Source organism: Paraburkholderia terricola (genome assembly GCF_003330825.1).
Taxonomy (GTDB): Bacteria; Pseudomonadota; Gammaproteobacteria; order Burkholderiales; family Burkholderiaceae; genus Paraburkholderia; species Paraburkholderia terricola.
This window is the reverse complement of record NZ_CP024942.1, coordinates 1,283,963-1,309,529: the sequence shown is the minus strand read 5'-3', so window position 1 is coordinate 1,309,529 and position 25,567 is coordinate 1,283,963. Positions and strand designations below refer to the sequence as shown.

The window sequence follows — 25,567 nt, the reverse complement described above, 5'->3', positions numbered from 1 at the left end:
TCGCTGTTTTGTAATTGCGCATCGCCAACGAGTCACGCCGATGGGCCACGCCGCCGTCACCGCACCCAGCGTTTCGCTGCGCCGCTACGGCGCGGTCGAAGCGTCGGACGTGCACGACTTTCATCAGGTCGTGCTCGGGCTCGACGGCGCGATGGTGATGGCGGTGGACGGCGTCGCGCAACAGATCGACGCCGGCTCCGCCTGGCTGATCCCGGCGGGTGCGCGGCACGACTATGCGGGCGTCGGCGAGAACCGGCAGTTGGTGCTGGATTTGCCGGCCGCCTCGCTGGCCGTGCCGGAGCGTTTGTTCGACCGCGCGCGAGCCGTTGCGGTGGACCCGTCGCTCACGCAACTGGTGCATCGGATCGCGGCGCACGCCACCGGCGGTGCGGCAGGCGACGATCACCTGCATACCAGGCGCTTTCATTGGGACGCGGCCGCGCGACTCGGTGCCGCATTGGTGGCCGACGCGGGCACGACAGCCGCGGGTGTCCCTGCACCTGGCGCCGGTCTGGACTTCGCGCGAATCGACCGCTGGCTTCGCGCGCATCTATCGGAACCGCTGCGTATCGCCGATCTCGCCGCACATTGCGGCTTCGGCATGCGGCGCTTTCATCAGCTTTTTATTGAAGCGTTCGGCGAAACGCCGCATCGCTATTTGCAGCGCCTGCGGCTCGACACGTCGCTCACGCTGCTTTCCGATCCACGCCTCTCGTTGACCGATATCGCATTGGAAATCGGCTTCGGCGATCAAAGCGCTTATACGCACGCCTTCACGCGGCGTTTCGGGCTGGCGCCCGGTCAGTGGCGCGCGTTGCGCCACTGAGTTTCACTGCGCGAGCCGCCGGCTGAGGCGACCCGCTCCCCGCGTTCAAACCGCTCGATCAACCTGCCAGGCCGCGCGCCAGATCGCCGCGAATGTCGCCAGCGTTTTCCAGACCCACTGCCAAACGGATCAAGCCTTCGCTGATGCCCGCGGCCGCGCGCGCTTCCGGCGTCACGCGAGCGTGCGTGGTGGTGGCCGGATGCGTGATGGTCGTGCGCGTGTCGCCGAGATTGCCGGTGATCGAGCAGATCTTCGTGTTGTCGATCACGCGCCAGGCGTTCGCGCGCATCTGCTCGGGCGTGTCGCCCTTCAGTTCGAACGAGAGAATCGCGCCGCCCGCCTTCTGCTGACGCATCGCCAGCGCATGCTGCGGATGCGATTCGAGCCCAGGGTGGAACACGCGGTTCACGGCGGGATGCGTTTCGAGCCAGCGCGCGATTTCGAGCGCATTCGCCGACTGTTTTTCGACACGCAGCGACAGCGTTTCCATGCCCTTCAACAATACCCAGGCGTTGAACGCGGACAGCGTCGGTCCGGTGCTGCGCACGAACGGGAAGACCTTTTCCATGATGAATTTCTTCGAGCCGACCAGCGCGCCGCCGAGCACGCGGCCCTGGCCGTCGAGGAACTTGGTGGCCGAATGCATCACGACGTCCGCGCCGAGCTTCAGCGGCTGCTGCAACGCCGGGCTGCAGAAGCAGTTGTCGACCACGAACAGCGCGTTCGCCGCTTTCGCAATCTTGCTGATCGCTTCGATGTCGGCGACTTCGGTCAACGGGTTCGACGGCGTTTCGAGGAAGAACATCTTCGTTTCGGGACGCACGGCATTTTTCCACGCATCCAGATTGGTCGGATCGACGAACGTGGTCGCGATGCCAAACCTGCTGAAGATCTGCGAGAACATGCCGAGCGTCGAGCCAAATAGCGCCTGCGAGCTCACCAGATGGTCGCCCGCCTGCAACGTCGACATCACCACCGACATGATCGCGGCCATGCCCGAAGCCGTGGCCATGCACGCCTCGCCACCTTCGAGCGCGGCCAGCCGGTCCTGGAACATCGTGACGGTCGGGTTCGTGAAGCGCGAATACGTGTAGTTCTCTTCGGAATTCTTGAAGCGTTCGGCGGCGTCCGCGGCACTCGTGAACATAAAGCTCGAGGTCAGGAAAATCGCTTCCGAATGTTCGTTGAAGCCGCTGCGCACAGTGCCCGAGCGGACTGCCAGCGTGTCGAAGTTCAGGGAGTCGTCCATGTTGGTTCTGGTTTCCAATGTTCCGTGGCTGCGTTCGGCGCGCGTGGCTCAGGTGAATGAACTGTGCGCGAACGGCAGCAACAAAAAAGCCCGCTTTTGCGTCGGCATAAGCGGGCTTCATGTGCGGGGAAAGCTGGAGCGGAGGCGGATGACTGCGGCTTTTCCACCATTCGCTTTAGCTGTTTCGGGTTGCCCCGCGTCCGCAAGCTGAGATCAAATCGACGCAAGCCGTCATGCTAACACGCTCGCGGCGCGGCGTGCAGTGCGCCACTGCCATGCCATGCCGCGAGCGCAACCGTTCAACCCACCGACAGTTGCAGATGCAGTTGCGAACGTGCCGGGCCGCCGCCGTCGATCGCTTCGCTCGCGGCGTCGCGGTCCGATTGCGAGGACGGTGCGAGACGCGCGGTTTCGATGCGATCGAGATACTCGGTGGTGACGTCGCCGGTCACGTAGTTGCCGTCGAAGCAGGACGCTTCGAATTCCTTCAACGCCGGGTTGATGTCGCGCACCGCCTGCTTGAGCGCATCGACGTCCTGATAGACGAGATGATCGGCGCCGATCATGCGCGCGACTTCGTCGTCCGAGCGGCCATGGGCGACGAGTTCGCCACGGGTCGGCATGTCGATACCGTAGACGTTCGGGAACTTCACCGGGGGCGCCGCCGAAGCGAAGATCACCTTGTTCGCGCCGGCATCGCGCGCCATCTGCACGATTTCATGCGAGGTGGTGCCGCGCACGATCGAGTCGTCGACGATCAGCACGTTCTTGCCCTTGAACTCGATGCCCATCGCGTTCAGCTTCTGGCGCACCGACTTCTTGCGCACCGCCTGGCCCGGCATGATGAAGGTGCGGCCCACGTAGCGGTTCTTGAAGAAGCCCTCGCGGTATTCGACGCCCAGCTTCTTCGCGACCTGCATCGCGGCCGGACGCGACGAATCCGGAATCGGCATCACGACGTCGATCGCGACGTCGGGCAGCTCGCGCTTGATCTTTTCGGCGAGATAGTCGCCCATGCGCAGACGCACGTTGTAGACCGGCACGCCGTCCAGCACCGAATCGGGACGTGCGAGGTACACGAGTTCGAAAATGCACGGGTTCAGGCTCGGGTTCGTCGCGCATTGCTGCGAGTGCAGATTGCCGTCGAGGTCGATGAAGATCGCTTCGCCCGGCGCGATGTCGCGGACGAACTCGAAGCCGATACCTTCGATCGCCACCGATTCCGAAGCCAGAATCCACTCGACGCCTTCCGGCGTTTCCTGCTTGCCGAGGCACAGCGGGCGGATGCCGAACGGGTCGCGGAAACCGAGCAGGCCGTAGCCGGCGATCAGCGAGACGATCGCATACGAACCCCGCACCCGGCGATGCACGCCCGAGACCGCCTTGAACAGCGCGGCCGGATCGAGTTGCAGGCCAGAACTGGAGAGCTGCAATTCGTGCGCGAGCACGTTGAGCATCACTTCGGTGTCGGAATTGGTGTTGATGTGGCGGCGATCGATGCGGAACATCTCATCTTTCAGTTGCTGCCAGTTGGTCAGGTTGCCGTTGTGCGCGAGGATGATGCCGAACGGCGCGTTCACGTAGAACGGCTGGGCTTCTTCTTCGCTCGACGCGGAACCGGCGGTCGGGTAGCGGACCTGGCCGATACCGGTCGTGCCGGGCAGGCTGCGCATGTTGCGCGTGCGGAACACGTCGCGCACCATGCCGTTAGCCTTGTGCATGTGGAAATTGCTACCGTTCGCGGTGGCGATGCCGGCGGCGTCCTGACCGCGGTGCTGCAAAAGCAGCAGGCTGTCATAGATCAGCTGATTGACCGGAGAATGGGAAACTACGCCTACGATGCCGCACATGGCATGTCCTTCAAAGGTACGAAATTCGTCATGGCCGCCGGGTGCCCACGGTGTTACGCAATGGTGCGCGTTGCTATGCGCCGGTACTTAGGGCAACCGGTTTGCGCCGGAGTCCTGCTGCGTTCCCTCGACTGCTCGGCTGATCGTCAAACACGGACGTAGGCAGCAAGCGTTTCCGGAAGCAGCGGTTTCATTACGTGCACGCCCTCGACCGCATAGGGCCGAAGCAAGGCGTTGCGCCAGAATTCCTGTTGCGGCAGTTCGGTCAAGCCTGCAAGGGCGACCAGAATCACCACCAGAACGACCCCGCGCGCGAGGCCGAACATCAAACCGAGCGAGCGGTCCACGCCGCTCAAGCCGGTTGCCTGCACGATACGGCTCAGCAACGCATTCAGCACGCTCGCCACCAGCACCACACCGATCGCGACCAGCGCGAAGGCCAGCAGCCATTGAGTCAACGCACCGCCCGGCCAGGTGGACGGAATGTACGGCACGACATAACCGACGAAGCGGCAAGCAATGAAAAATGCCGCGATCCAGCCGATCAGCCCGAATATCTCGGACAGAAACCCGCGCCACGTGCCGCGCAAGGCCGACAAACCAATCACCGCCATTACAGCGTAGTCGAATGCAGTGAACATCGCTCGCTTACTGTGCGGCGCCGCTGTTCGCGCCCGACGTCAAGCCGGCCTCGCGAACTTTTGCAATCGCAGCGCTGGCGGCCGCACGGTCGGCGAACGGACCGGCGCGCAATAGCGTGAGCGTCGTACCGTCGGCCTGCTTTCCATGTTCGATATATGCGGGCACACCCGCCGCTTTCAACTTGGTTGCCCAATTACGCGCGCTGGCGTCGTTCGCAAATGCGCCCAACTGGACGGCAAAGCGGCTGCCCGGCGGCGATGCCGGCGTGCCGGAATTGGCGTCAGCGCTGGCGGCGGTGGTGTTCGAGTCGTCTGTGTTAGCGGCGGCAGCGGTCGCCGCGCCGCGCGTGGCCGGCGGTTTGGCCGCCGGCTTGGCGGGGGCCGCAGGCGCGATGTTGGCGGCGACGGCCGGTGTTTGCGGTTTCGCTGACGGTTTGGCTGCGGACGCCGCGTTTGTTTCGGCGCTCTGCCCGGTTTGCTGTCGCGCCGCGCCGGATTGCTCACGTTGCGTGGCGGCCGTTGCCGGCGCCGGTGTGAGGCTGGAAGCGGCAGCCGCCGCGTCGGGCGTCGGATTGTCGGGTGCTACGCCGGCCTGCGTGTCCTCGTTGGTCCTCGTGGCCTTCGGCGCCGGACGGCTGGGGATGTCGATCGAAATGTCGTCGGTGACGGGTTTGGGATGCGAGTCCAGCACCATCGGCAGGATGACCACCGCCGCTACTACCATCGCGATCGCGCCGACGAGCCGGCGCCGCGCACGCTGTTTTTCCGGCAATGTGGGGTCAAGCAGCATCGCATCGGCATCGACGGTGCGCTCCGTGCGGCGGGTTCGCCGCTCCACGCGCTCGCCCCGGGCCGCACGAGTGGAACTGGTGTTTGCGCCACGCCGGCTAGGCGCGTCGTCTTTCTTGCCGAACGAGAAAATTCCCATGAATCGCTTGGTTCGAGCCTGGCGCTCGTTCAGTGTTGCTGCGATTTACGGTAGGACATGACGCCAGCTACCGTATAGAAACTGCCGAAAACCACGATTCTATCATTCTCTGACGCTCGTTTTAGCGCGTCTTGGAAAGCCTCGGCCGGTGTTGCGTAGCGCGTCACGCTGCTGTCCGCGTCGTCGCTGACGCCGAGGTCACGCAAGGCTGCTTCCAGTTGTTCGGCCGACGCCGCGCGCGGAGTCGGCAGATCGGTCACGCACCAATGGTCGATCTCGCCTTTCAGATGCGTCAGGATGCCGGCGATGTCCTTGTCGCGCATGGCGCCGAATACCGCGTAGGTATAGGGAAAGAAGCCCATGTTGCCGAGATTCTGCGTCAACACGGCGGCCGCATGCGGGTTATGGCCGACGTCCAGCACGATGGCCGGCTTGCCGGGCAGGACCTGGAAGCGCCCCGGCAATTCGACATTGGCAAGGCCGAGCCGGATGTCCTGCGCGGAAACCGGCAAACGGTCGCGCAGCGCCTCCAGACCGGCCAGCGCGGCCGACGTGTTGATCAGCTGATTCGCGCCGCGCAATGCCGGGTAGGCAAGCGCCGAGCGGCGCATGGTCGGGCCGACGTAGCTCCATTGCTGCCGCTCGCTGCCGGCCTGCCCTTCGTAGCGAAAATCGCGGCCGAACAGCCACAGTTCGGCGCCGATCTTTTCGGCATGATCGATCAGCGTTTGCGGCGGCACCGGGTCCGCGCAGATCGCCGGCTTGCCGGGGCGGAAAATGCCGGCTTTTTCGAAAGCGATTTTCTCGCGCGTATCGCCGAGATAGTCCGCGTGATCGATATCGATGCTGGTGATGATCGCGCAGTCCGTATCGATGATATTGACGGCGTCCAGCCGGCCGCCCAGACCGACCTCGAAAATCACCGCGTCCAGTCCGCGCGAGGCGAACAGGCTCATGATCGCCAGCGTCGTGAATTCGAAGTAAGTCAGTGAGACCGGTTCGGCGAGGCTCGTGCGCGCGGCTTCGACAGCTTCGAAGTGCGCGAGCAGATCGGCGTCGCTCGCCATTTCACCGTTCACGCGCGCCCGCTCGTTGAACGACAGCAAATGGGGCGACGTGTGGCAGCCCACCGTGAAACCCGCGCGCAGCAGAATCGATTCGAGGATCGCGCAGGTGGAACCCTTGCCGTTCGTGCCGCCCACCGTGATGACCGGGCACGCGAACGACAACTGCATCGCGTCGCGAACCTGGCTGATGCGCGCCAATCCCATGTCGATGCCGACCGGATGCGCGGATTCGAGGTGCGTGAGCCACGCGTCGAGGGTGGGGAATGTGGTCATCGGGTGAATCGCGAGTGAATCGGTTAGGCAGTGTGATGGAGGTGCGCGGGTCGGCCGATTGCCCGGCGCGGCGCGCCATGGCGGCGCTCGAACAATCGCTCGGCAGCGCCTGTTTCGCAGACTTTATGCGCACAAAACCGCATCTGGCCGCGCGAGCAACCGGCGCTCGGCGCTCGATGGCGAGACCGTGATTATCGCGGAAATGACAGCGCGCCGCTTGATTGCTCATGCGGCGCGCTATTTTTTGACTGCTTCCTGACGATGACCGCGCTCGCACGGCGCGGCGGCCAATGGCGATCGCGGCTTAGGCGACCGCGTCCGCCGGTTGATGGCTCAACAGTGCCATCAGTTGCGCCAGTTCCTCGCGCAGCTTGCGACGGTCGACGATCATGTCGATCGCGCCCTTCGTTAGCAGGAACTCGGCGCGCTGGAAACCTTCCGGCAATTTTTCACGCACGGTTTGTTCGATCACGCGCGGGCCGGCAAAGCCGATCAGCGCCTTCGGCTCTGCGATCACGACGTCGCCGAGGAACGCGAAGCTTGCCGACACGCCGCCCATGGTCGGATCGGTCAGCACGGAGATGAACGGCAGCTTGGCTTCGGCGAGCTTGGTGAGCATGGCCGTGGTTTTCGCCATTTGCATCAACGACAACAGGCTTTCCTGCATGCGCGCGCCGCCCGAAGCGGTGAAGCAGATGAACGGCACTTTCTGTTCGAGCGCGTTCTGCGCGCCGCGCACGAACCGTTCGCCGACCACCGAACCCATCGAGCCGCCCATGAACGAGAACTCGAAGCATGCGACCACCACCGGCAACGTGTGGATGGCGCCGCCCATCACGACCATTGCGTCGGTTTCGTCGGTGTCGTCCATCGCCTCTTTCAGGCGATCCGGGTACTTGCGGCTGTCCTTGAACTTGAGCGCGTCCACCGGGACGACTTCCTGGCCGATTTCATAGCGGCCTTCGGCGTCGAGCAGGCCGTCGAGCCGCTCACGCGCGCCGATGCGCATGTGATGCTCGCACTTCGGGCAAACGTGCAGATTGGCCTCGACGTCGTTGCGATACAGCACGGCTTCGCACGACGGGCACTTGATCCACAGGCCTTCCGGAATCCCCTTGCGGTTCTTCGGGTCGGTTTGTTTGATTTTCGGCGGCAGCAGCTTGTCGAGCCAGCTCATATTGAATCCTTCTGGGGTCAGCGGTTGCGCAAACGGCGGGACGGACCCGCCGCTCACACTTCAGACGACAAAAAATGACTGTTATCGGGCAGTCGCGACGCTATCGAGCGCTTCGCGCACTTCGGCGACGAAACGCGTGAGCGCCTCGGCGGCAGCTTCCGGGGCCGCTTGTTCGAGCAATTGCACGATACGGCTACCGATCACGACGGCATCGGACACCTCCGCCACCAGACGCGCTGTTTGCGCGTCGCGGATCCCGAAACCGACGCCCACCGGCAAGGGCACGCGCGACTTGATGGCCGGGATTTTACTCGCGATGCTGGAAACGTCCAGATTTGCCGCTCCGGTCACGCCTTTCAGCGAGACATAGTAGACGTAGCCGCTGGCGATCTTGCCGACTTCCGCGATGCGCTCATCCGTCGAGGTGGGCGCAAGCAAAAAGATCGGATCGATGCCTGAGGAGCGCATCTGTTCGGCGAACTTGACGCACTCTTCAGGCGGGTAGTCGACCACCAGCACACCGTCGACACCGGCTTCCTTCGCCGCCTTGGCAAAGGCCTCGGTGCCCATGCGCTCAATCGGATTGGCGTAGCCCATCAAGACGACGGGCGTCTTGTCGTTGGTCTCACGGAAACGCTTGACGTCGGCGATTACATGGCGCAGCGAGACGCCCTGCGCCAACGCGCGCTCGGACGATTGCTGGATGACCGGGCCATCGGCCATCGGGTCGGAAAAGGGCACGCCGAGCTCGATGACGTCCGCACCGCCAGCGGCAAGCGCGTGCATGAATTCGACTGTACGTGCCGGGTCTGGATCGCCGGCCGTCATGAACGGAATCAGGCCTTTCTTGCCTTGGGCGGACAGTGCGGCAAACGTATTCTTGATACGGGACATGGAAATATTCTCGGTTTTGGGCTACTGCGCTTATTGCACGTTGCTCATTGCACTTCGGTCTGCCGTTGAGCCCTGGCTTTAACCGAGCGGGGCGCGGCAGGGGCTGCCGCGGCACTGACGCGTTCACGCGCTATCGCGCAGTAACTTTCATTGATCTCATAGCCGACGAATTCGCGCTGCTGACGGGCGCAAGCGACTGCGGTGGTGCCGCTGCCCATGAACGGGTCGAGAACGCGCCCGCCCTTTGGGCAGCTTGCCAGCACCATGCGCTCGACAATTTCCAGAGGTTTCTGGGTAGGGTGATCAACGCGCTCGGCATGTTGCCGATGCAGCCGCGATACCGACCAGACGTCCTTCGGGTTATAGCCAAGCTCCAGCCATTTGCTGCCTTCAAACAACTTACGCGAACGTGCCTTCTTCGTGACGGCATCGTACGGGATACGGACGGGATCGAGGTCGAAGTAGTAATCCTTCGACACCGCGAAAAAGCCGATGTTGTCATGCACCGAGGTAAATCGGCGCACCGTCCCGCCCATGCTCGGCACGCGCCGGTCCCAGATGATTTCGTTGATCATCGTGAGTTTGGTCTTCAGATAGCTGAAGATTTCCGGGGCGTACTGCCAGGTGCAGAAGATATAGAGCGAACCCGACGGCTTGAGCTTCGGAATAGCCAGCTCGAGCCAGCCACGCGTCCAGGCGAGAAAATCGTCGCCGCTTCGCATGTCGGAGTCGTTGCCATAATCCTTGCCGAGCCCGTAGGGCGGATCGCAAAGGATCAGGTCGATCGACCCGTCGGGAATGTTCGCCACATCGGTCAGGAAATCGCGGTTCAACAGCTGGATGCCGGCCGGCACCTGCGGTAGCAAGGATGCAGGGGCCTCGGCCGCCGGTGTCCCGGCGGCCGGCGTGGTTTCAAGCGCCGGCTGCGGCTCGTCGAACTCGTCGCGCATCGTCGCGGCGCTCAGAACTGAATGCCCGATCGCTCGGCGACCGTATGCATGTCCTTGTCGCCACGGCCCGACAAATTGACTAGCAGCACTTTGTCCTTGGGCAACGTCGGCGCGAGTTTCGCGGCGTAGGCCAGCGCATGGCTGGATTCCAGCGCCGGAATGATGCCCTCGATGCGGCAGCAATCGTGAAACGCCTTGAGCGCTTCCTCGTCGGTGATGCCGACGTATTGCGCGCGATTGCTCTCTTTTAGCCAGGCATGCTCCGGGCCGACGCCCGGATAGTCGAGACCCGCCGATACCGAATGCGTCTCGATGATCTGACCGTTCTCGTCTTGTAGCAGATAGGTGCGGTTGCCGTGCAGCACGCCGGGACTGCCGCCGATCAGAGAGGCTGCGTGACGACCGGTTTCGAGGCCGTCGCCGGCCGCTTCCACGCCGATCAGCTTCACCGAAGCGTCGTCGATGTACGGGTAAAAGATACCCATCGCATTCGAACCTCCGCCAACGCACGCGATGACGGCGTCCGGCTGGCGGCCGACGAGTTCGGGCATTTGCACCTTGCATTCGTCACCGATTACCCGCTGGAAGTCGCGCACCATCATCGGATACGGGTGCGGTCCCGCCACTGTGCCGATGATGTAGAACGTGCTTTCGACGTTCGTCACCCAGTCGCGCATCGCTTCGTTGAGCGCGTCCTTCAACGTACGCGAGCCCGACTCGACCGGCACGACGGTCGCGCCGAGCAGCTTCATGCGGTACACGTTCGCAGCCTGGCGGCGGACGTCTTCCGACCCCATGTAGACCACGCACTCCATGCCGAAGCGCGCTGCGATGGTCGCCGTGGCGACGCCATGCTGGCCCGCGCCGGTTTCCGCTATCACGCGCGGTTTACCCATCCGCTTGGCGAGTAGCGCCTGGCCAATCACGTTGTTGATTTTGTGGGCGCCGGTGTGATTCAAGTCTTCCCGCTTGAGAAAAACTTGCGCGCCACCCAGCATTTCGCTCCAGCGCTGCGCGTGATAAATCGGCGACGGACGGCCGACGAAATACTTCAATTCGCGCTCATACTCGGCGACGAATTCGGGGTCTTTCTGATATTTCTCGTAGGCGGTGCGCAGCTCGTCAAGTGCGTGAACCAGCGTTTCGGCGACGAACACGCCGCCAAATTGGCCGAAATGGCCTCTTTCATCAGGCAAGTTGTACATGTGATCACTCTTCTCAGTGTGGCGCGCGGCCTTGCTATGCGAAAGCCGCGCCGCCGGAGTCATTCGGCGTCCGCTGCGCGCACCGCGCGTACGAACGCCGCCATCCGGGCGTGATCCTTCACGCCCTTGGCGCCCGGCACTTCGATGCCGCTCGAGACATCGACCGCGTACGGGCGCACGTGATGGATCGCATCACTGACGTTTTGCGCGTTCAACCCACCACTCAAAACGGCCCGACGCGCGAGCTCTGCTGGAATAAGTGACCAATCGAAAACCTTCCCGCCGCCGCCATAGCCCTCGACATGGGTGTCGAAGAGAAAGCTGCTGGCTGCTGAATAGTTAAGCGCCGATTTTACCAAATCGGCCGGCTGAGTATCCGCCGCAACGCGCAGCGCACGCAACCAAGGCAAACCCGCAACGCCGGCGAGCGATTCGCACTGTTCCGCCGTCTCGTCGCCGTGAAATTGCAACAATGTCAGCCCGACGTTGCTCGCGACTTCGCGAATCCAGTCGGGCGTGGCGTTGACGAACAAACCCACCACCGACACGAACGGCGGCACATCGCGCACCAGTTCGACGGCCTGCGCGACGCTCACCGAGCGCGGGCTCGGCGGATAAAAGACGAGGCCGATTGCGTCGGCGCCGAGTTCGATCGCGTGGGTCACATCCTCCGGCCTGGACAACCCGCACAGTTTGATGCGCGTGCGATGAGGCACGGCGGCGCCGGTTTCGTCTGGTAGTTTGTCGGTTGAGTTCATGTCTTCGGTTGCTCGGTCCATACGGTGCTCCACGGCACGCTGCCCGTTTGCGGCGCGGGCACGGCGAAATGCTCAGGATAGCCCACCTGCGCGAGATACAAGCCGTCCGGCATGAAGGTCGGTGCGGCGTATTCGCGGTCGCGGCTCGCCAGAACCTCGGCCATCCATTCGGCCGGGCGACGGCCACGGCCGATGTAGACCAGACAGCCCATCAGGTTGCGCACCATATGATGCAGGAACGCGTTCGCCCGGAAGCGGAAATGGATGAAGTCGCCCTGCCGCACGACGTCGATCTGATACAGATGCTTGAACGGCGTCTTCGACTGACATTGCGACGAACGGAACGCCGAAAAATCGTGCTCGCCGATCACATACGCGGCGGCAGCGCGCATCGCGTCCACGTCGAGCGGCGTGTGCACCCAGCCGGCCCGCGTCGCCAGCATGGGCGAGCGCACCGGATGAACATACAGAACGTAGTAATAAGTCCGCTCGAACGCCGAGAAACGCGCGTGGAATTCGTCGGGCATCGGCTTGGCCCACTGCACCGCAATCGTCTTCGGCAAGAACGAATTGGTGCCGCGAACCCAGGAAACGTCCGCGCGATCGAGTTCGGTATCGAAATGCACGATCTGGCCGAGACCATGCACGCCCGTGTCCGTGCGACCCGCGACGACGGTTTGCACCCGCGTCTGCGCGAATTCGCGCAGCGCCCGTTCGAGTTCGTCCTGCACGGTCTGGCCGTGCGGCTGCGACTGCCAGCCGAAGAATGCCGAACCGTCGTACTGGACGCCTAGTGCAATACGCTTCACGACAACGGTGCGAGCGTCGAGAGCAACGCGCGGGCCTCGGTGCGCGTGGCCGGGTCGTTTGCCTCGATGACTTCGTTGATGAGCGCGCGGGCGCCGGACAGATCGCCGAGTTCGATGTACTCGGCGGCAAGGTCGAGCTTGTTGCGGGCGATGCGGACGAGATCGGCCTGGGTAAACGCCGGCAACGGCTGAGCCGGACTCGGCGGCAACTCGAGGTCGAAATCGAGCTTCAACGCCCCGAAGCCGGCCGCGCCGAGACCCGCGATGGCGGCGTGACGCCCGGTGCCGGCGGCAATTTCGTCGGCGATATGTGGGGCGTCTTCCTCGTCGTGCGGTACGGCCGGATGCTGTGGGGCCGCTTCCGGCGAAGTCGCGGCACGCACGCTTTCCGCACCCGGTTCGGCGCGAGGCGGCAACGGCATGTCGAGACTGCCGAATGCGTCGACAGCGTCGCGCGGGAATTCGGTCGGCATGGCCGGCGCGGGCTGAGCTTGCGACACGGGCGCGGGCTCGAACGCCGGCGCGCCGCCTGGCGTCGCTGTTTGCGTCGACGGTGGTTGCTCGTCGGACGGTTGATAGGGGGGGGCGACGTGCGCTGTTTCCTGATGCGCTGGCGGGGCGCTCTCGGACAGCGGAGGCGCTGAGGTCTCGCTGTACGGCTCGCCGGACAGCGAAGTCGTATGCGGCTCGACGTGTTGCTTCGCGAAGCCGGTCGCCTGTGACTGTACGTTCAGAGGCTCGTGCGGTTCGCTCGACAACCGTGTATCTGCATCCTGCGTTGTAGCTGGCGCGCCCGGTGTGGGTTCGTCAGTTGCGACGTGTTCTGCTGCTGCGTGTTCTGCTGCTGCACGCTCTGCCTCAGCACGTTCCGCCTCAGCACGTTCCGCCTCAGCACGTTCCGCCTCAGCACGCTCCGCCTCAGCACGCTCCGCCTCAGCACGCTCCGCCTCAGCACGCTCCGCCTCAGCACGCTCCGCCTCAGCACGCTCCGCCTCAGCACGCTCCGCCTCAGCACGTTCCGCCTCAGCACGTTCCGCCTCAGCACGCTCTGCGGCCGCCTGCTCTCTCGCCGCTTGTTCCGCCGCTGCCTTCTCCGCCTCAACTCGCTCTGCCGCCGCTCGTTCCGCGAGTGCGTGTTCCTCAGCCGCACGCTCCGCAGCCACCTGCTCGGCCTGCGCACGTTCCGCCGCAACTCGCTCCGCAGCCGCCTGCTCCGCCAACGCACGTTCCGCCGCAGCTCGCTCCGCCGCCGCTGCTTGTTCCACCGACGCCGCCTCCGCCGCAAGGCGCTCTGCCTCCGCCCGCTCAGCAGCTTCGCGTGCCGCCGCCTCCCTGGAGGCCGCCCGGAGAATTTCCGCCTCGCGCTCCGCTGCGATCCGCTCCGCCATCTCGCGCGCCGCCGCCTCGCCCTCGGCGGCTTCGCGTTCAGCGGCGGCAAGCGCCGCCGCCTGCCGCACCGCGTCGTCGTCGCTTACATCCGACGCCTCACGTACCGGAGTCGGCTCATGGGCCGACTCGACCTGATGCAAATCCGCGCTTTTCGCCGATGCCGGCGCCGCGGCTTCGGCATCCGCCGACGCAGCTTCCGCCCCGGCAAGCCGCTCGCGCTTAGCCCGCCGCAGACGCAAGGCTCCCAGCAGCACGACCAGCGCAGCGCCAATCGCTGCCGCCACGCTCAAACTCGTTTGAGACATGCCAGCTTCGTTCGATGCCGGGATCGCCGCGCCGCCGTGGCCCGACACCACCGCGGCGGCTGAAGCGCCAGCCGCCGGCTGCGCGCCGCTCGTCGACGCAGTGCCCGTGGCCGCCGGCGCGCCACCGATGCCATGCTTTTGCAACTCCATCAACACGCGGTTTTTCAACGCCAGCAATTGCTGCAGGCTCGACACCTGCGCGCGAGGCTGCGACGCGGATTGCACGGCTGACGCCACCGGGGCGGCGCCTGTGATGGCTGCCGATGCGCCTTCGGCAGCCTCGCTGGCCGACGGCTGGATCGATCCGGACCAGACATGCGCGCCGCCGGCGGCCGACGCCGCCGTCTGCGAACCTGCGAGCGGCGCCGACGACGCGGCTCCGCTCACCGCCGCGCCGCCCGACGTCGTCGGGCTTGCCTCGCTCGCCGCACTGCCTGTTGCCGAAACCGCGGGCGTGACCGGCGCCGCAGCCGCATTGACCTGCGAAGCGCCGCTCGCCGCCCCGACCGCCACCGCTGCATTCGGCGCCGAAGCAGCCGCGGCCACGGGAGCCGAAGCGGCCGACGCCGCCGTGGTCGCCGACGCGCCAGAGCCCGCAGCCGCCGCAGAAGCCGCCAGCGCACCCGACGCATCCAGTGCCGGCACGGTCAACACCGCACCCACACGCATCCGGCTCGGGTCATGCCCCATGAAAGCGCCCGGATTCGCGTCGAACAACGCGCGCGTCGCGCGTGCGAGCGTCGCGCGGTCGCGGGACTGGGTGACGGCGATCGCGACGTCGTTCAACGACTGTCCGGGCTTCACCGTATATTGGCCGCCGGCCGCATAGGAAACTGAAGCGGCGTCCGGCGCGCTCGCCGCCTCGGCGGGCGCCGCGATTGCGCCGCTGACGCCACCGCTAGTCAGCGCAAGCGCCAAAACGACGGCAGCCGCCAATCGACCCGTCAATCGGCCGGTAACTCGATGAATGAACATAGCCCGAAGGGAAGAGAGTCGAAGATTCATCGGGACTCCTGGCGCTTCAGCGCGCAGCCCTTTTTTGCGGTTGGAAGGAGACAAGATAATCGGAGCACACAATGAAAAAGCGCCGCGCAAGCGCGACGCTTCTTGAGTTTTCTACGCGTCGTGAGCGCGTAGTTTACTTTACTTGTCGAGCACAATGCGAAGCATACGACGCAATGGTTCGGCTGCGCCCCACAGCAACTGGTCACCGACCGTGAAGGCCGACAGGTATTCGCCGCCCATCGCCAGTTTGCGCACGCGGCCGACCGGCACGGTCAGCGTGCCCGTCACCACTGCGGGCGACAGATCGCGCATGGATGCTTCACGTTCGTTCGGCACGACCTTGACCCAGTCGTTGCCCGAGGCGAGGATGCTGTTCACTTCGTCCAGCGGCACATCCTTGTTCAGCTTGATGGTGAGCGCCTGCGAGTGGCAGCGCATCGCGCCAATCCGCACGCACAGGCCGTCTACGGGGATCGAGCCCGGCGTGCCCATGGCCGGCTTGCCGAGAATCTTGTTGGTTTCCGCGCCGCCCTTCCACTCTTCCTTCGACATGCCGTTGCCGAGATCCCTGTCGATCCACGGAATCAGCGAACCGGCGAGCGGCACGCCGAAGTTGTCTGTCGGCATGCGGTCGCTGTTCATCGCGCTCAGCACGCGACGGTCGATGTCGAGAATCGCCGACGACGGATCCGCCAGATCTTCCTTGGCCGCACCGTAGAGCGTGCCCATTTGCTGCAGCAGTTCGCGCATGTTCTGCGCGCCCGCGCCCGAAGCGGCCTGATACGTCATGGCCGTCATCCAGTCGACGAGGTTTTCGCGGAACAGGCCGCCCAGCGCCATCAGCATCAGGCTGACCGTGCAGTTGCCGCCGATGAAATTCTTCTGGCCCTTGACCAGTGCGTTTTTGATTACGTCGAGATTGACCGGATCGAGAATGATGACCGCGTCATCCTTCATGCGCAGCGACGAAGCCGCGTCGATCCAGTAGCCATTCCAGCCCGCCGCACGCAGCTTGGGGAACACTTCGTTCGTGTAATCGCCGCCCTGACAGGAGATGATCGCTTCACACTTCTTCAGGTCTTCGATGCTTGTCGCATCTTTGAGCTTGGTCTCGTTTTTGGCGAACGACGGCGCGTTGCCGCCCGCATTGCTGGTGCTGAAAAACACCGGTTCGATCAAGTCGAAATCGCCTTCCTGCTGCATACGCTGCATCAGGACGCTGCCGACCATGCCGCGCCAACCTACGAGACCTACGTTCATGACTTCATACCCTTCGAATGGAGACTTCCCCGCATCTTTGCCCGCAGTGACCGCGCGGGGAAGATGAGCGGGCACGACGGACGATCAGCGTTTCGTGATCGTTTTCGGGGTAATCGTTTTGGTAGTAATGGCGAGCTCAACCACACGTGCCGTTTTGCCGTGGATTTGACCGTGAATGGTCGAAATCGAGGAGATTTGAGAGATCCGCGCCATCGCTACAATATACACGAAAACCGAAATTTGGCGACGCCAGTCGCCGCTATCGTCCGAATTGCGCGCGAATCCACCCATTTCGAGGCGGATTCACGCTTTAAAGGTTGCTTGACAGCCCGTTTGACAATCCGACTATTGCTTCAGACCGGCGACATTGTTTTTACAGCGCGGCAACCACCGCATCGCCCATTGCCACTGTGCCGACCTGCTTGCAACCCGGCGTGAGAATATCGCCGGTGCGATACCCCTGTTCGAGCACCTTTTTCACCGCGGTTTCGATGCGGTCCGCCTGCTCCGCCTTGTTCAGCGAATAGCGCAGCATCATGGCGGCCGAGAGGATCGTCGCCAGCGGATTGGCCACGCCCTTGCCGGCGATGTCGGGCGCCGAACCGTGCGACGGTTCGTACAAGCCCTTGTTGTTCTTGTCCAGCGACGCCGACGGCAGCATGCCGATCGAGCCCGTGAGCATCGCCGCTTCGTCCGAAAGAATGTCGCCGAACATGTTGCCGGTGACGATCACGTCGAACGACTTGGGCGCCTTCACCAACTGCATCGCGGCATTGTCGACATACATATGCGACAACTCGACGTCGGCGTATTCCTTCGACACGTCGATCATCACGTCTTTCCAGAATTGCGACGTTTCGAGCACGTTGGCCTTGTCCACCGAGGTCAGCTTCCTGCCGCGCTTTTGCGCCGCCTGAAACGCGACGTGCGCGATGCGGCGCACTTCGGGCTCCGAATAGCGCATCGTGTCGAAGCCTTCCTTCGAGCCGGCAAAGAGACCATCCGGCGCTTCACGCACGCCGCGCGGCGCGCCGAAGTAGATGTCGCCGTTCAGTTCACGCACGATCAGGATGTCCAGACCCGAAACGATCTCTTCCTTCAACGACGAAGCGCCGGTGAGTTGCGGATAGCAGATCGCCGGGCGGAAGTTCGCGAACAGTTGCAGATGCTTGCGCAGACCGAGAATCGCCTGTTCGGGGCGCAGCGCGCGTTCGAGCTTGTCGTACTTCCAGTCGCCGACGGCGCCGAACAGAATCGCGTCGGCTTCCTTCGCCAGCGCCAGCGTTGAATCGGGCAGCGGGTGGCCCTTCGCTTCGTAGCCCGCGCCGCCGACCGGCGCCTCTTCGAGTTCGAACTTTTCGCCGAGTACGTTCAGGACCTTGACGGCCTCCTTGACGATTTCGGGGCCGATGCCGTCACCCGGCAACACTGCGATCTTCATGCGAATTCCTTGATGATTTTCTTGGGACGTTCAAGCGCGAATCAGCGAGCGGCGCTTTAACCGACAATGCGATGAGCCAGCCAAGGCTGCTTCGCAATACGCTCCGCTTCGAACTGGCGAATCTTGTCCGCGTGACGCAGCGTCAGGCCGATATCGTCGAAACCGTTCAGCAGGCAGTACTTGCGAAAGCCCGCGACTTCGAACGGATACTCCGCGCCGCCGTCCGAGGTGCGCACCACTTGCGCTTCCAGATCGATGGTCAGCTTGAAGCCGTTGAACGCGTACGTTTCGTTGAACAGGTGATCGACTTGCTGTTCGGTCAACACGATCGGCAACAGGCCGTTCTTGAAGCAGTTGTTGTAGAAGATATCGGCGAAGCTCGGCGCGATGATCGCGCGGAAACCGTATTGCTGCAGCGCCCACGGCGCGTGTTCACGCGAGCTGCCGCAGCCGAAATTCTTGCGCGCCAGCAACACGGACGCGCCTTGATAACGCGGCTGATTCAGCACGAAATCCGGATTCAGCGGGCGCTTCGAATTGTCCTGACCCGGCTCGCCGTGGTCGAGGTAGCGCCATTCGTCGAACGCGTTCGGCCCGAAACCGGTGCGCTTGATCGACTTCAGGAATTGCTTCGGAATGATCGCGTCCGTGTCGACGTTCTCACGATCGAGCGGCGCCACGACGCCGGTGTGTACGATGAATTTATCCATGACGCTTGCGCCTGTTTCAAGACCGGGCGATGCGCGTGGCGGCTGTCGAACCGCTCGGCGCATCGCCGGCAAAAATCAAAAACCGCTTATTTGTCAGCGTGGTTGCTGATCGAATTGCCGAGGTGCGACATGTCCTCGCCGAATCCGTGCACCGTGTTGCAGCCCGTCAGACCGAGCAGCAACCCAGCCAGCGTACCGAGCGCGAAGCGGCGCAGTAGAGTGATGCGATTCATGTTCTTCATGATGCGTTTTATCCAAGCTTGCGAATATCGACGAAATGCCCTTCAATGGCCGCGGCTGCGGCCATTGCGGGGCTCACGAGGTGGGTACGGCCACCGGCGCCCTGACGACCTTCGAAATTACGATTCGACGTGGACGCGCAACGCTCGCCCGGATCCAACCGGTCGGCGTTCATCGCGAGACACATCGAGCAACCCGGCTCGCGCCATTCGAAACCGGCGTCGGTAAAGACCTTGTCCAGCCCTTCCCGCTCCGCTTGCGCCTTCACCAGACCCGAGCCCGGCACGACCATGGCGAGGCGGATGTTCGGCGCAACGCGGCGACCGAGCTTCTTGACGACGTAAGCCGCGGCGCGAATGTCTTCAATGCGCGCGTTGGTGCATGACCCAATGAAGATTTTATCCGGCTTGATCGACTCGATCGGCGCATTCGGTTCGAGCGCCATGTATTTCAGCGCGCGCTCCATGGCGTCGCGCTTGACCGGGTCCTTCTCGCGTTCCGGGTCCGGCACGCGGCCGTCTACTGCCGTGACCATTTCCGGCGACGTGCCCCACGTGACTTGCGGCACGATTTCGGCAGCGTTCAGCTCGACCACGCGATCGAACTGCGCGCCTTCGTCCGACTTGAACTGCTTCCAGTACTCGACCGCGTGATCCCACTCGACGCCTTCCGGCGAGAACGGGCGGCCTTTCAAATATTCGATGGTGGTGTCGTCCACCGCGACCATGCCAGCGCGCGCGCCCGCCTCGATCGCCATGTTGCAGACCGTCATGCGGCCTTCCATGGACAACGCGCGAATCGTCGAACCGCCGAATTCGATCGCGTAGCCGGTGCCGCCCGCCGTGCCGATCTTGCCGATGATCGCGAGCACGATGTCTTTCGCGGTACAGCCGCGTGGCAACGGACCTTCCACCTTGACCAGCATGTTCTTGCTCTTCTTCTGCAAGAGCGTTTGCGTGGCGAGCACATGCTCGACTTCCGAGGTGCCGATGCCATGCGCGAGCGCGCCGAACGCGCCGTGCGTGGACGTGTGCGAGTCGCCGCAGACGATCGTCATGCCCGGCAAGGTAGCGCCCTGCTCCGGCCCGATGATGTGCACGATGCCTTGGCGCAGGTCGTTCATCTTGAACTGCGTGATGCCGTAGGCGTCGCAGTTCGAATCGAGCGTGTCGACTTGCAGCCTGGAAACCGGATCGGCGATGCCGTGGCTGCGATCCGTGGTGGGGACGTTGTGGTCCGACACCGCCAGATTCGCGCTGATGCGCCACACCGGACGCTCAGCCAGCTTCAGGCCCTCGAACGCCTGTGGGCTGGTCACTTCGTGCAGCAGGTGACGGTCGATATAAAGAATCGTCGTACCGTCTTCTTCCGTGTGGACCACGTGTGTGTTCCACAATTTGTCGTAGAGAGTCTGTGCCATGGTATGCGGGGTAGTAGTGACTGCGGACTGACCGTGTCGGTCGATTATGCCATGCAGCGGCTCGCATTGTGCCCCACGCCATCGAAAAAACCGATAAAAAACAGTGAGTTGGGTGGTAGTGTCGATACCTGTATTGGCGTTACCCGGCAAGGGTGCGGAGTGGCGCCCCACGCGCCGCCCCCGTGCGTGCGAACGCTTAGCGTGCGAGATCGAAACCGAATTGCGCACGTCCCAGCGGAGTCAGGTCGCTTTCTTCCGCGCGTCCGATGAAGTCGGTTTCGAAGTGATCGGCCGGAAAATCCGGCGGGCTCTCGCCGCGCAGGAAGCTCGGCAACTGGCGCTTGAGATACGCCTCGTTTTTCGCGCACCAGGGCGCGGACGAGATGTACATCACGTTGCTGTAGCCGTTGCCGCGGTGCGCGTCTTCCACGGAATGCACGACGTCGCTATGCCAGAACACGGCGTCTCCGGCCTGCATGTGCGGAATCGGCGTGACCGCTTCGAGCAGCAGGCTGTGCCACGCCGGTTGGATCGACAGCGCGCGGGCCGGTTGGGCGCCGCAGAGCCCGTCGTCGGGCACGTCGTCTTGCAGCGCGCGCAGGATCACGTAGGCCATCGCGTTGGCGATCGGGATCAATTGCAGCGTGCCGTCGCCGGGCCCTTGCGGCGTCAGCGCGGTCCAGCCCTGGAAGGTGCGGAACATCGAGCAGACCGCCGGGGAGGGAATCTCCTGCACGTCGGGACGGAATGCGGCGTCGAACGGATCGTACGCGCGCCAGTTGCCCGACAGCACGTGCCGATACACCTTGCGGAAATTCGGATCGAGCCAGCGCTCGACGGAGCCGCCATCCACGTGCGGCGACAAACCCAGCGATTCCGATCCGGGCGGCCGGCGACGAATCCGGTCGGCGTAGACCGGTATGCGCTCGGGATCGAAGTGCTGCCTGCCTGCGCTCTCCGACGTCCAGAGGCGGTTCAGGAACACGCGCGTGTTGGTGAGTTGCTGCGATTGACGCGCCAGCGTCTGCGGCCTCGACCAGTAGACGCCATAGATCTGCGGCTTGCTCGACGACAGGTTGCCGAAGTATTTGTCTTCGGCGCGGTGCGCGAGCTTGTCGTCGAGCTTGTTGCGCTGCACGTAGTCGGCGATTTCGTCGTTCCAGTCGCTTGCCTGCTGCGGATCGAACACGCGTCGCACGACGCATGCGCCGCGCGTCTTGATGCGGGCGATGGCGGCCTGGTCGACGTCGCCGGAAACGATCGCCGAATAGTCGAAAACGGGAATCGCGTCACGCCCTTGGTCGTGCTCGCGACGGATGGCGTCGACTTGCTGCCTGATCGCGCTATCGACTTCGTCGAACACCTGCCTGTGGTTCGGTAACGCCGTTTGCAGCGCGCGCTTCGTAGCGCGGATCGCGTCGGGAAGATTGTCGATCACGAGCGGCATGGCCTGTCTCCTTGCATCGGTTTTGTCGGGATGGGGTGCGTCCAGATTAGGCATCTTTGGCGCCCAGCATGCATCTCATCCGGCCAATTATCGATACAATTTGGACATTCGCCGCTTACCCCACGCGCGGCCAGGTTGCGTCCCGTGAAACCTCAGTACGAACGCGTCACCATCCCGGACGGCTGTTCGATTCGCGTCTACCACCGGCAGCTCGCGCAGATCCCGTTCGAATGGCATCACCATCCCGAGTACGAACTCACGCTGACGATGAATAGCCGCGGCCGTCGTTTCGTCGGCGATCACAGCGCTGATTACAGCGGCGACGATCTCGTGCTCGTGCCGCCGGATATGCCGCACACGTGGGCGTCGACGGAGCCTATCGATGCGCGCGAGCCGCAAGTGGCGGTTGTCATATGGTTCAGCGGCGACTGGGCGCGACGGGTGGCGGATTGTTGTCCGGAGTTTGCGTCATTGCGTACGCTGCTGAGACGCGGCGCGCCAGGATTGCGGTTTGCGCCCGAAGCCGCGGCGCTCATGCGCGCGCAGTTGGGTGCGTTGCTGAATGAGTCGCCGCGTGTGCGGCTGGGTGCCGCGTTGGACGTGCTCGCCTGTCTCGCCGACGCAAAGTCGGAGCCGTTGGCGTCACCGGCTGCGCATGGGCGGAACGGACGACAACAACGGGGCAGCGGCGCGCAACCGGCGCGAACCGCTCAACAGGCTGATCTGGTGCCCACGGCCTCTGCCGGCGGCAGCTCATCAGACGCGGAACGGCTGAATCGCGTACTGGATCTGCTCGATCGACGCTTCCACGAACGGTTGCGTATCGCTGAATTATGCGAGGTAGCCAATCTCTCGGAGCGCTCGCTGCACCGTTACTTCGTGCGGCACGTCGGCGAAAGCGTGGGACGTTATCTGAACCGGCTGCGCATCGGTTACGCAACGCGGCAATTGACCGACACAAGCTGGCCCATCGCGCTAATCGCCACCAAGGCCGGGTTTCCGAATCTGGCGAATTTCAATCGACAGTTTCTTTCGGCGCGAGGCACGACGCCGAGTGCGTACCGGCGCTTCTTCGAAACCTATGGGCATGCGCCGCAAATCTCAGCGGAACCGCAAGCGCTTGGGGTGCGCTCGCCGTCACTGGAGCGTACGAAAGCTAACGGTTCGCGACGTAAAGCACGTTCGGCCGCTTGATGCGCCGTTCACTGCAAGGTTGATCCACGTCGGCCACCGCTCAGGACAGAAGCAAAACGCCTCAAAGGAAGCTCCGTTGAGGCGTTTTTCTTACCACTTGCAGCCGCGCGGCTCGCAGGCTTCACAGCGTGCGTGCCGCGCGGTGACGCGACCGCTTAACGCTGCGCAATCGGCTTCGCCTCACGCTGCGTATCGCCAATGAACAGCTGACGCGGACGGCCAATCTTCTGTTCCGGATCGGCGATCATTTCATTCCACTGTGCAATCCAGCCGACGGTACGCGCCATCGCGAAGATACACGTGAACATCGACGTCGGAATACCCAGTGCGCGCTGCACGATGCCCGAGTAGAAGTCGACGTTCGGGTACAGCTTGCGCGACACGAAGTATTCGTCTTCCAGCGCGATTTTTTCCAGCGCCATGGCCAGCTTGAACAGCGGGTCGTCGTGCAGGCCGAGTTCGTTCAGCACTTCGTGGCAGGTTTCGCGCATCAGCTTCGCGCGCGGATCGTAGTTCTTGTAGACGCGGTGACCGAAGCCCATCAGCTTCACGCCCGAGTTCTTGTCCTTCACCTGCTTGATGAACTCAGGAATGTTGTCGACCGAGCCGATTTCTTCCAGCATGTTCAGCGCGGCTTCGTTCGCGCCGCCGTGCGCCGGGCCCCACAGACAAGCGATACCGGCCGCGATACACGCGAACGGATTGGCGCCCGACGAACCGGCGAGACGCACGGTCGAGGTGGATGCGTTCTGCTCGTGGTCTGCGTGAAGAATCAGGATACGGTCGAGCGCGCGCACCAGCACGTCGTTGACCTTGTAGTCTTCGCACGGGTTCGAGAACATCATGTGCATGAAGTTCGCGCTGTACGAGAGGTTGTTCCTCGGGTACGCAAACGGCTGGCCGATGCTGTACTTGTACGCCATCGCGACCAGCGTGGGCAGCTTCGCGATCATGCGAATGGCCGACACGTCACGGTGACGCGGATTGTTGATGTCGAGCGAGTCGTGGTAGAACGCCGACAGCGCGCCGACTGCCGCGACCAGAATCGCCATCGGATGTGCGTCGCGACGGAAACCGCGGAAGAAGAAGTGCATTTGCTCATGCACCATCGTGTGATTCGTAACGGTCTTCACGAACTCCGCTTTTTGCTGTTCGTTCGGCAGTTCGCCCTTCAGCAGCAGGTAGCAGGTTTCGAGGAAGTCGGCGTTTTCCGCGAGGTTGTCGATCGGGTAGCCGCGGTATAGCAGTTCGCCCTTGTCGCCGTCGATGTACGTGATCGCCGAGTTGCAGGCCGCCGTCGACATGAAGCCCGGATCGTACGTAAATTTGCCGGTCTGGCCGTACAGTTTCCGGATGTCGATCACGTCCGGGCCGAGAGTGCCCTTGTAGATCGGCATTTCAACGCTCGGCGAATTGTCGCTGAACGATAGCGTGGCTTTAACATCTGACGGGGTCATAGCACATCCTCAATCGAAGTATGGAAACAGGGTTTCGATAATTGCACGCCTGGAACAACGGACAAGCGGCGCTCAAGCCGGTTAGGCGTTGCGCAGCAGCTCCAGCACCCGGATCACATCCGGGTCGGCAAGGTCGCCCTCAGGTTCCTTGCGCGCGAGCAGCAAGTCCATCAGGTCGTTATCGCTCAGCTCTAGCAGGCGGGTGAGTGCGCCTACGTCGGCGTCGCTGAGGTCATGCTCATATCGGCTGAAGAAACGCTCAAAGATCAGATCGTTTTCCAGCAAGCCCCGCCGTGCGCGCCAGCGAAGGCGCGCGCGGCGAAGAGGGTCGGACTGATGTGATGATTCGTCCATCTCAGACAGCGCGGCGAACCATCAATTCCTTGATCTTGCCAATCGCCTTGGTCGGGTTAAGGCCCTTCGGGCAAACGTCGACGCAATTCATGATGGTATGGCAACGGAACAGACGGTACGGATCTTCCAGGTTGTCGAGGCGTTCACCCGTCGCCTCGTCGCGGCTGTCCGCGATGAAACGATAGGCTTGCAACAGGCCGGCCGGACCGACGAACTTATCCGGGTTCCACCAGAAGCTCGGGCACGAGGTCGAGCAGCTAGCGCACAGGATACATTCGTACAGACCGTCGAGTTCGTCGCGCTCTTCGGGCGACTGCAGACGTTCCTTTTCCGGCGGCGGCGTATCGTTGATCAGGTACGGCTTGATCGAGTGATACTGGTTGAAGAACTGCGTGAAGTCGCAGATCAGGTCGCGCACGACCGGCAAGCCCGGCAGCGGACGCAGCACGATTTTTTGCGGCAGGTCGTTCAGGTTCGTGAGGCACGCCAGGCCGTTCTTGCCGTTGATGTTCATTGCGTCCGAACCGCACACGCCTTCACGGCACGAACGGCGGAACGACAGCGTTTCGTCCATAGCCTTCAGCTTGACGAGCGCGTCGAGCAGCATGCGTTCGTGCGAGTCGATTTCGATGTCGTACGACTGCATGCGCGGCGCTGCATCCTTGTCCGGATCGTAGCGGTAGATTTCAAATGTACGCTTAGCCATTTCTGAATTCCT

Annotated in this window: 23 protein-coding genes; 2 read left to right on the top strand and 21 right to left on the bottom strand. The window is 63.3% G+C overall.

Translation table 11 applies throughout. The annotated features are described in order from the left end of the window. The first annotated feature begins 40 nt into the window (after positions 1 to 40). Entirely contained in the window at positions 41 to 826 is a 786-nt protein-coding gene (locus CUJ90_RS24445; RefSeq protein WP_073428593.1) for an AraC family transcriptional regulator, read from the top strand. A 58-nt stretch (positions 827 to 884) separates the two neighbouring features. On the opposite strand, the gene CUJ90_RS24440 is transcribed toward CUJ90_RS24445, so the two are convergent. The 18 genes from CUJ90_RS24440 to CUJ90_RS24345 all read right to left on the bottom strand — a co-directional run bounded on the left by CUJ90_RS24440 (position 885) and on the right by CUJ90_RS24345 (position 21,844). Further along, on the bottom strand, positions 885 to 2,075 hold the full coding sequence (locus tag CUJ90_RS24440) for an O-succinylhomoserine sulfhydrylase (protein WP_073428592.1): 1,191 nt from the start codon (positions 2,073 to 2,075) through the stop codon (positions 885 to 887). A 299-nt stretch (positions 2,076 to 2,374) separates the two neighbouring features. Continuing rightward, positions 2,375 to 3,925: an amidophosphoribosyltransferase gene (gene purF, locus CUJ90_RS24435; protein ID WP_073428591.1), complete on the bottom strand. Its 1,551-nt coding sequence runs from the start codon at positions 3,923 to 3,925 to the stop codon at positions 2,375 to 2,377. 146 nt (positions 3,926 to 4,071) lie between these two features. Continuing rightward, complete coding sequence (locus CUJ90_RS24430) at positions 4,072 to 4,566, bottom strand: CvpA family protein (protein WP_073428590.1); 495 nt, start codon at positions 4,564 to 4,566, stop codon at positions 4,072 to 4,074. 7 nt (positions 4,567 to 4,573) lie between these two features. Continuing rightward, positions 4,574 to 5,494, bottom strand: a complete 921-nt coding sequence (locus CUJ90_RS24425) for an SPOR domain-containing protein (protein ID WP_114164101.1) — start codon at positions 5,492 to 5,494, stop codon at positions 4,574 to 4,576. Between the two features lie 29 nt (positions 5,495 to 5,523). Then, positions 5,524 to 6,834 (bottom strand): bifunctional tetrahydrofolate synthase/dihydrofolate synthase, encoded by a 1,311-nt coding sequence (gene folC / locus CUJ90_RS24420; protein WP_114164100.1) that lies wholly within the window; start codon positions 6,832 to 6,834, stop codon positions 5,524 to 5,526. A 304-nt stretch (positions 6,835 to 7,138) separates the two neighbouring features. Next, entirely contained in the window at positions 7,139 to 8,011 is an 873-nt protein-coding gene (accD, locus tag CUJ90_RS24410; RefSeq protein ID WP_073428587.1) for an acetyl-CoA carboxylase, carboxyltransferase subunit beta, read from the bottom strand. 81 nt (positions 8,012 to 8,092) lie between these two features. After that, positions 8,093 to 8,905: a tryptophan synthase subunit alpha gene (trpA, locus tag CUJ90_RS24405; protein WP_073428586.1), complete on the bottom strand. Its 813-nt coding sequence runs from the start codon at positions 8,903 to 8,905 to the stop codon at positions 8,093 to 8,095. A 44-nt stretch (positions 8,906 to 8,949) separates the two neighbouring features. Then, positions 8,950 to 9,855 carry a DNA-methyltransferase gene (locus CUJ90_RS24400; protein ID WP_073428585.1) on the bottom strand — a complete coding sequence of 302 codons (906 nt, stop codon included), beginning with the start codon at positions 9,853 to 9,855 and terminating at the stop codon, positions 8,950 to 8,952. 11 nt (positions 9,856 to 9,866) lie between these two features. Then, the gene (gene trpB, locus CUJ90_RS24395) at positions 9,867 to 11,060 is read right to left on the bottom strand and encodes a tryptophan synthase subunit beta (protein ID WP_073428584.1); all 1,194 of its coding nucleotides are present in this window, start codon (positions 11,058 to 11,060) and stop codon (positions 9,867 to 9,869) included. Between the two features lie 59 nt (positions 11,061 to 11,119). Then, positions 11,120 to 11,818 carry a phosphoribosylanthranilate isomerase gene (locus CUJ90_RS24390; protein ID WP_083081762.1) on the bottom strand — a complete coding sequence of 233 codons (699 nt, stop codon included), beginning with the start codon at positions 11,816 to 11,818 and terminating at the stop codon, positions 11,120 to 11,122. Next, on the bottom strand, positions 11,815 to 12,627 hold the full coding sequence (truA, locus tag CUJ90_RS24385) for a tRNA pseudouridine(38-40) synthase TruA (protein WP_073428582.1): 813 nt from the start codon (positions 12,625 to 12,627) through the stop codon (positions 11,815 to 11,817). The genes CUJ90_RS24390 and truA overlap by 4 nt, the downstream gene beginning before the upstream one ends. Then, positions 12,624 to 15,326, bottom strand: a complete 2,703-nt coding sequence (locus CUJ90_RS24380; RefSeq protein WP_114164098.1) for a FimV/HubP family polar landmark protein — start codon at positions 15,324 to 15,326, stop codon at positions 12,624 to 12,626. The genes truA and CUJ90_RS24380 overlap by 4 nt, the downstream gene beginning before the upstream one ends. Positions 15,327 to 15,464: 138 nt before the next feature. Beyond that, the gene (gene asd / locus CUJ90_RS24375) at positions 15,465 to 16,586 is read right to left on the bottom strand and encodes an aspartate-semialdehyde dehydrogenase (RefSeq protein WP_114164097.1); all 1,122 of its coding nucleotides are present in this window, start codon (positions 16,584 to 16,586) and stop codon (positions 15,465 to 15,467) included. A 373-nt stretch (positions 16,587 to 16,959) separates the two neighbouring features. Next, entirely contained in the window at positions 16,960 to 18,027 is a 1,068-nt protein-coding gene (gene leuB, locus CUJ90_RS24365) for a 3-isopropylmalate dehydrogenase (RefSeq protein WP_073428578.1), read from the bottom strand. Positions 18,028 to 18,083: 56 nt separating this feature from the next. Continuing rightward, positions 18,084 to 18,737, bottom strand: coding sequence for a 3-isopropylmalate dehydratase small subunit (gene leuD, locus CUJ90_RS24360; RefSeq protein ID WP_114164095.1), 654 nt, complete (start codon positions 18,735 to 18,737; stop codon positions 18,084 to 18,086). 86 nt (positions 18,738 to 18,823) lie between these two features. Then, the gene (locus tag CUJ90_RS24355; RefSeq protein ID WP_073428576.1) at positions 18,824 to 18,982 is read right to left on the bottom strand and encodes an entericidin A/B family lipoprotein; all 159 of its coding nucleotides are present in this window, start codon (positions 18,980 to 18,982) and stop codon (positions 18,824 to 18,826) included. Positions 18,983 to 18,987: 5 nt separating this feature from the next. Continuing rightward, a complete protein-coding gene (leuC, locus tag CUJ90_RS24350; RefSeq protein ID WP_114164094.1) occupies positions 18,988 to 20,397 on the bottom strand; it encodes a 3-isopropylmalate dehydratase large subunit in 1,410 nt (469 codons plus the stop codon). Positions 20,398 to 20,593: 196 nt separating this feature from the next. Further along, a complete protein-coding gene (locus CUJ90_RS24345) occupies positions 20,594 to 21,844 on the bottom strand; it encodes a DUF1479 domain-containing protein (protein ID WP_114164093.1) in 1,251 nt (416 codons plus the stop codon). Between the two features lie 144 nt (positions 21,845 to 21,988). On the opposite strand from CUJ90_RS24345, the gene CUJ90_RS24340 reads away from it, so the two are divergent. Beyond that, entirely contained in the window at positions 21,989 to 23,038 is a 1,050-nt protein-coding gene (locus tag CUJ90_RS24340; protein WP_114164689.1) for a helix-turn-helix domain-containing protein, read from the top strand. Positions 23,039 to 23,193: 155 nt separating this feature from the next. Here CUJ90_RS24340 and gltA read toward each other — a convergent pair whose 3' ends face one another. From gltA to CUJ90_RS24325, 3 genes are all read right to left on the bottom strand, one after another. Then, positions 23,194 to 24,495, bottom strand: coding sequence for a citrate synthase (gltA, locus tag CUJ90_RS24335; RefSeq protein WP_073428573.1), 1,302 nt, complete (start codon positions 24,493 to 24,495; stop codon positions 23,194 to 23,196). Positions 24,496 to 24,576: 81 nt separating this feature from the next. Continuing rightward, the gene (locus CUJ90_RS24330) at positions 24,577 to 24,849 is read right to left on the bottom strand and encodes an FAD assembly factor SdhE (RefSeq protein ID WP_083081771.1); all 273 of its coding nucleotides are present in this window, start codon (positions 24,847 to 24,849) and stop codon (positions 24,577 to 24,579) included. 1 nt (position 24,850) lies between these two features. After that, positions 24,851 to 25,555: a succinate dehydrogenase iron-sulfur subunit gene (locus CUJ90_RS24325; protein WP_073428571.1), complete on the bottom strand. Its 705-nt coding sequence runs from the start codon at positions 25,553 to 25,555 to the stop codon at positions 24,851 to 24,853. Between the last annotated feature and the right edge of the window lie 12 nt (positions 25,556 to 25,567).

Coding starts and splice junctions, on each gene's coding strand:
- CUJ90_RS24445 (WP_073428593.1), top strand. CDS start 41: ATGGGCCACGCCGCCGTCACCGCACCCAGCGTTTCGCTGCGCCGCTAC.
- CUJ90_RS24440 (WP_073428592.1), bottom strand. CDS start 2,075: ATGGACGACTCCCTGAACTTCGACACGCTGGCAGTCCGCTCGGGCACT.
- purF (WP_073428591.1), bottom strand. CDS start 3,925: ATGTGCGGCATCGTAGGCGTAGTTTCCCATTCTCCGGTCAATCAGCTG.
- CUJ90_RS24430 (WP_073428590.1), bottom strand. CDS start 4,566: ATGTTCACTGCATTCGACTACGCTGTAATGGCGGTGATTGGTTTGTCG.
- CUJ90_RS24425 (WP_114164101.1), bottom strand. CDS start 5,494: ATGGGAATTTTCTCGTTCGGCAAGAAAGACGACGCGCCTAGCCGGCGT.
- folC (WP_114164100.1), bottom strand. CDS start 6,834: ATGACCACATTCCCCACCCTCGACGCGTGGCTCACGCACCTCGAATCC.
- accD (WP_073428587.1), bottom strand. CDS start 8,011: ATGAGCTGGCTCGACAAGCTGCTGCCGCCGAAAATCAAACAAACCGAC.
- trpA (WP_073428586.1), bottom strand. CDS start 8,905: ATGTCCCGTATCAAGAATACGTTTGCCGCACTGTCCGCCCAAGGCAAG.
- CUJ90_RS24400 (WP_073428585.1), bottom strand. CDS start 9,855: ATGCGCGACGAGTTCGACGAGCCGCAGCCGGCGCTTGAAACCACGCCG.
- trpB (WP_073428584.1), bottom strand. CDS start 11,060: ATGTACAACTTGCCTGATGAAAGAGGCCATTTCGGCCAATTTGGCGGC.
- CUJ90_RS24390 (WP_083081762.1), bottom strand. CDS start 11,818: ATGAACTCAACCGACAAACTACCAGACGAAACCGGCGCCGCCGTGCCT.
- CUJ90_RS24380 (WP_114164098.1), bottom strand. CDS start 15,326: ATGAATCTTCGACTCTCTTCCCTTCGGGCTATGTTCATTCATCGAGTT.
- asd (WP_114164097.1), bottom strand. CDS start 16,586: ATGAACGTAGGTCTCGTAGGTTGGCGCGGCATGGTCGGCAGCGTCCTG.
- leuB (WP_073428578.1), bottom strand. CDS start 18,027: ATGAAGATCGCAGTGTTGCCGGGTGACGGCATCGGCCCCGAAATCGTC.
- leuD (WP_114164095.1), bottom strand. CDS start 18,737: ATGGATAAATTCATCGTACACACCGGCGTCGTGGCGCCGCTCGATCGT.
- leuC (WP_114164094.1), bottom strand. CDS start 20,397: ATGGCACAGACTCTCTACGACAAATTGTGGAACACACACGTGGTCCAC.
- CUJ90_RS24345 (WP_114164093.1), bottom strand. CDS start 21,844: ATGCCGCTCGTGATCGACAATCTTCCCGACGCGATCCGCGCTACGAAG.
- gltA (WP_073428573.1), bottom strand. CDS start 24,495: ATGACCCCGTCAGATGTTAAAGCCACGCTATCGTTCAGCGACAATTCG.
- CUJ90_RS24330 (WP_083081771.1), bottom strand. CDS start 24,849: ATGGACGAATCATCACATCAGTCCGACCCTCTTCGCCGCGCGCGCCTT.
- CUJ90_RS24325 (WP_073428571.1), bottom strand. CDS start 25,555: ATGGCTAAGCGTACATTTGAAATCTACCGCTACGATCCGGACAAGGAT.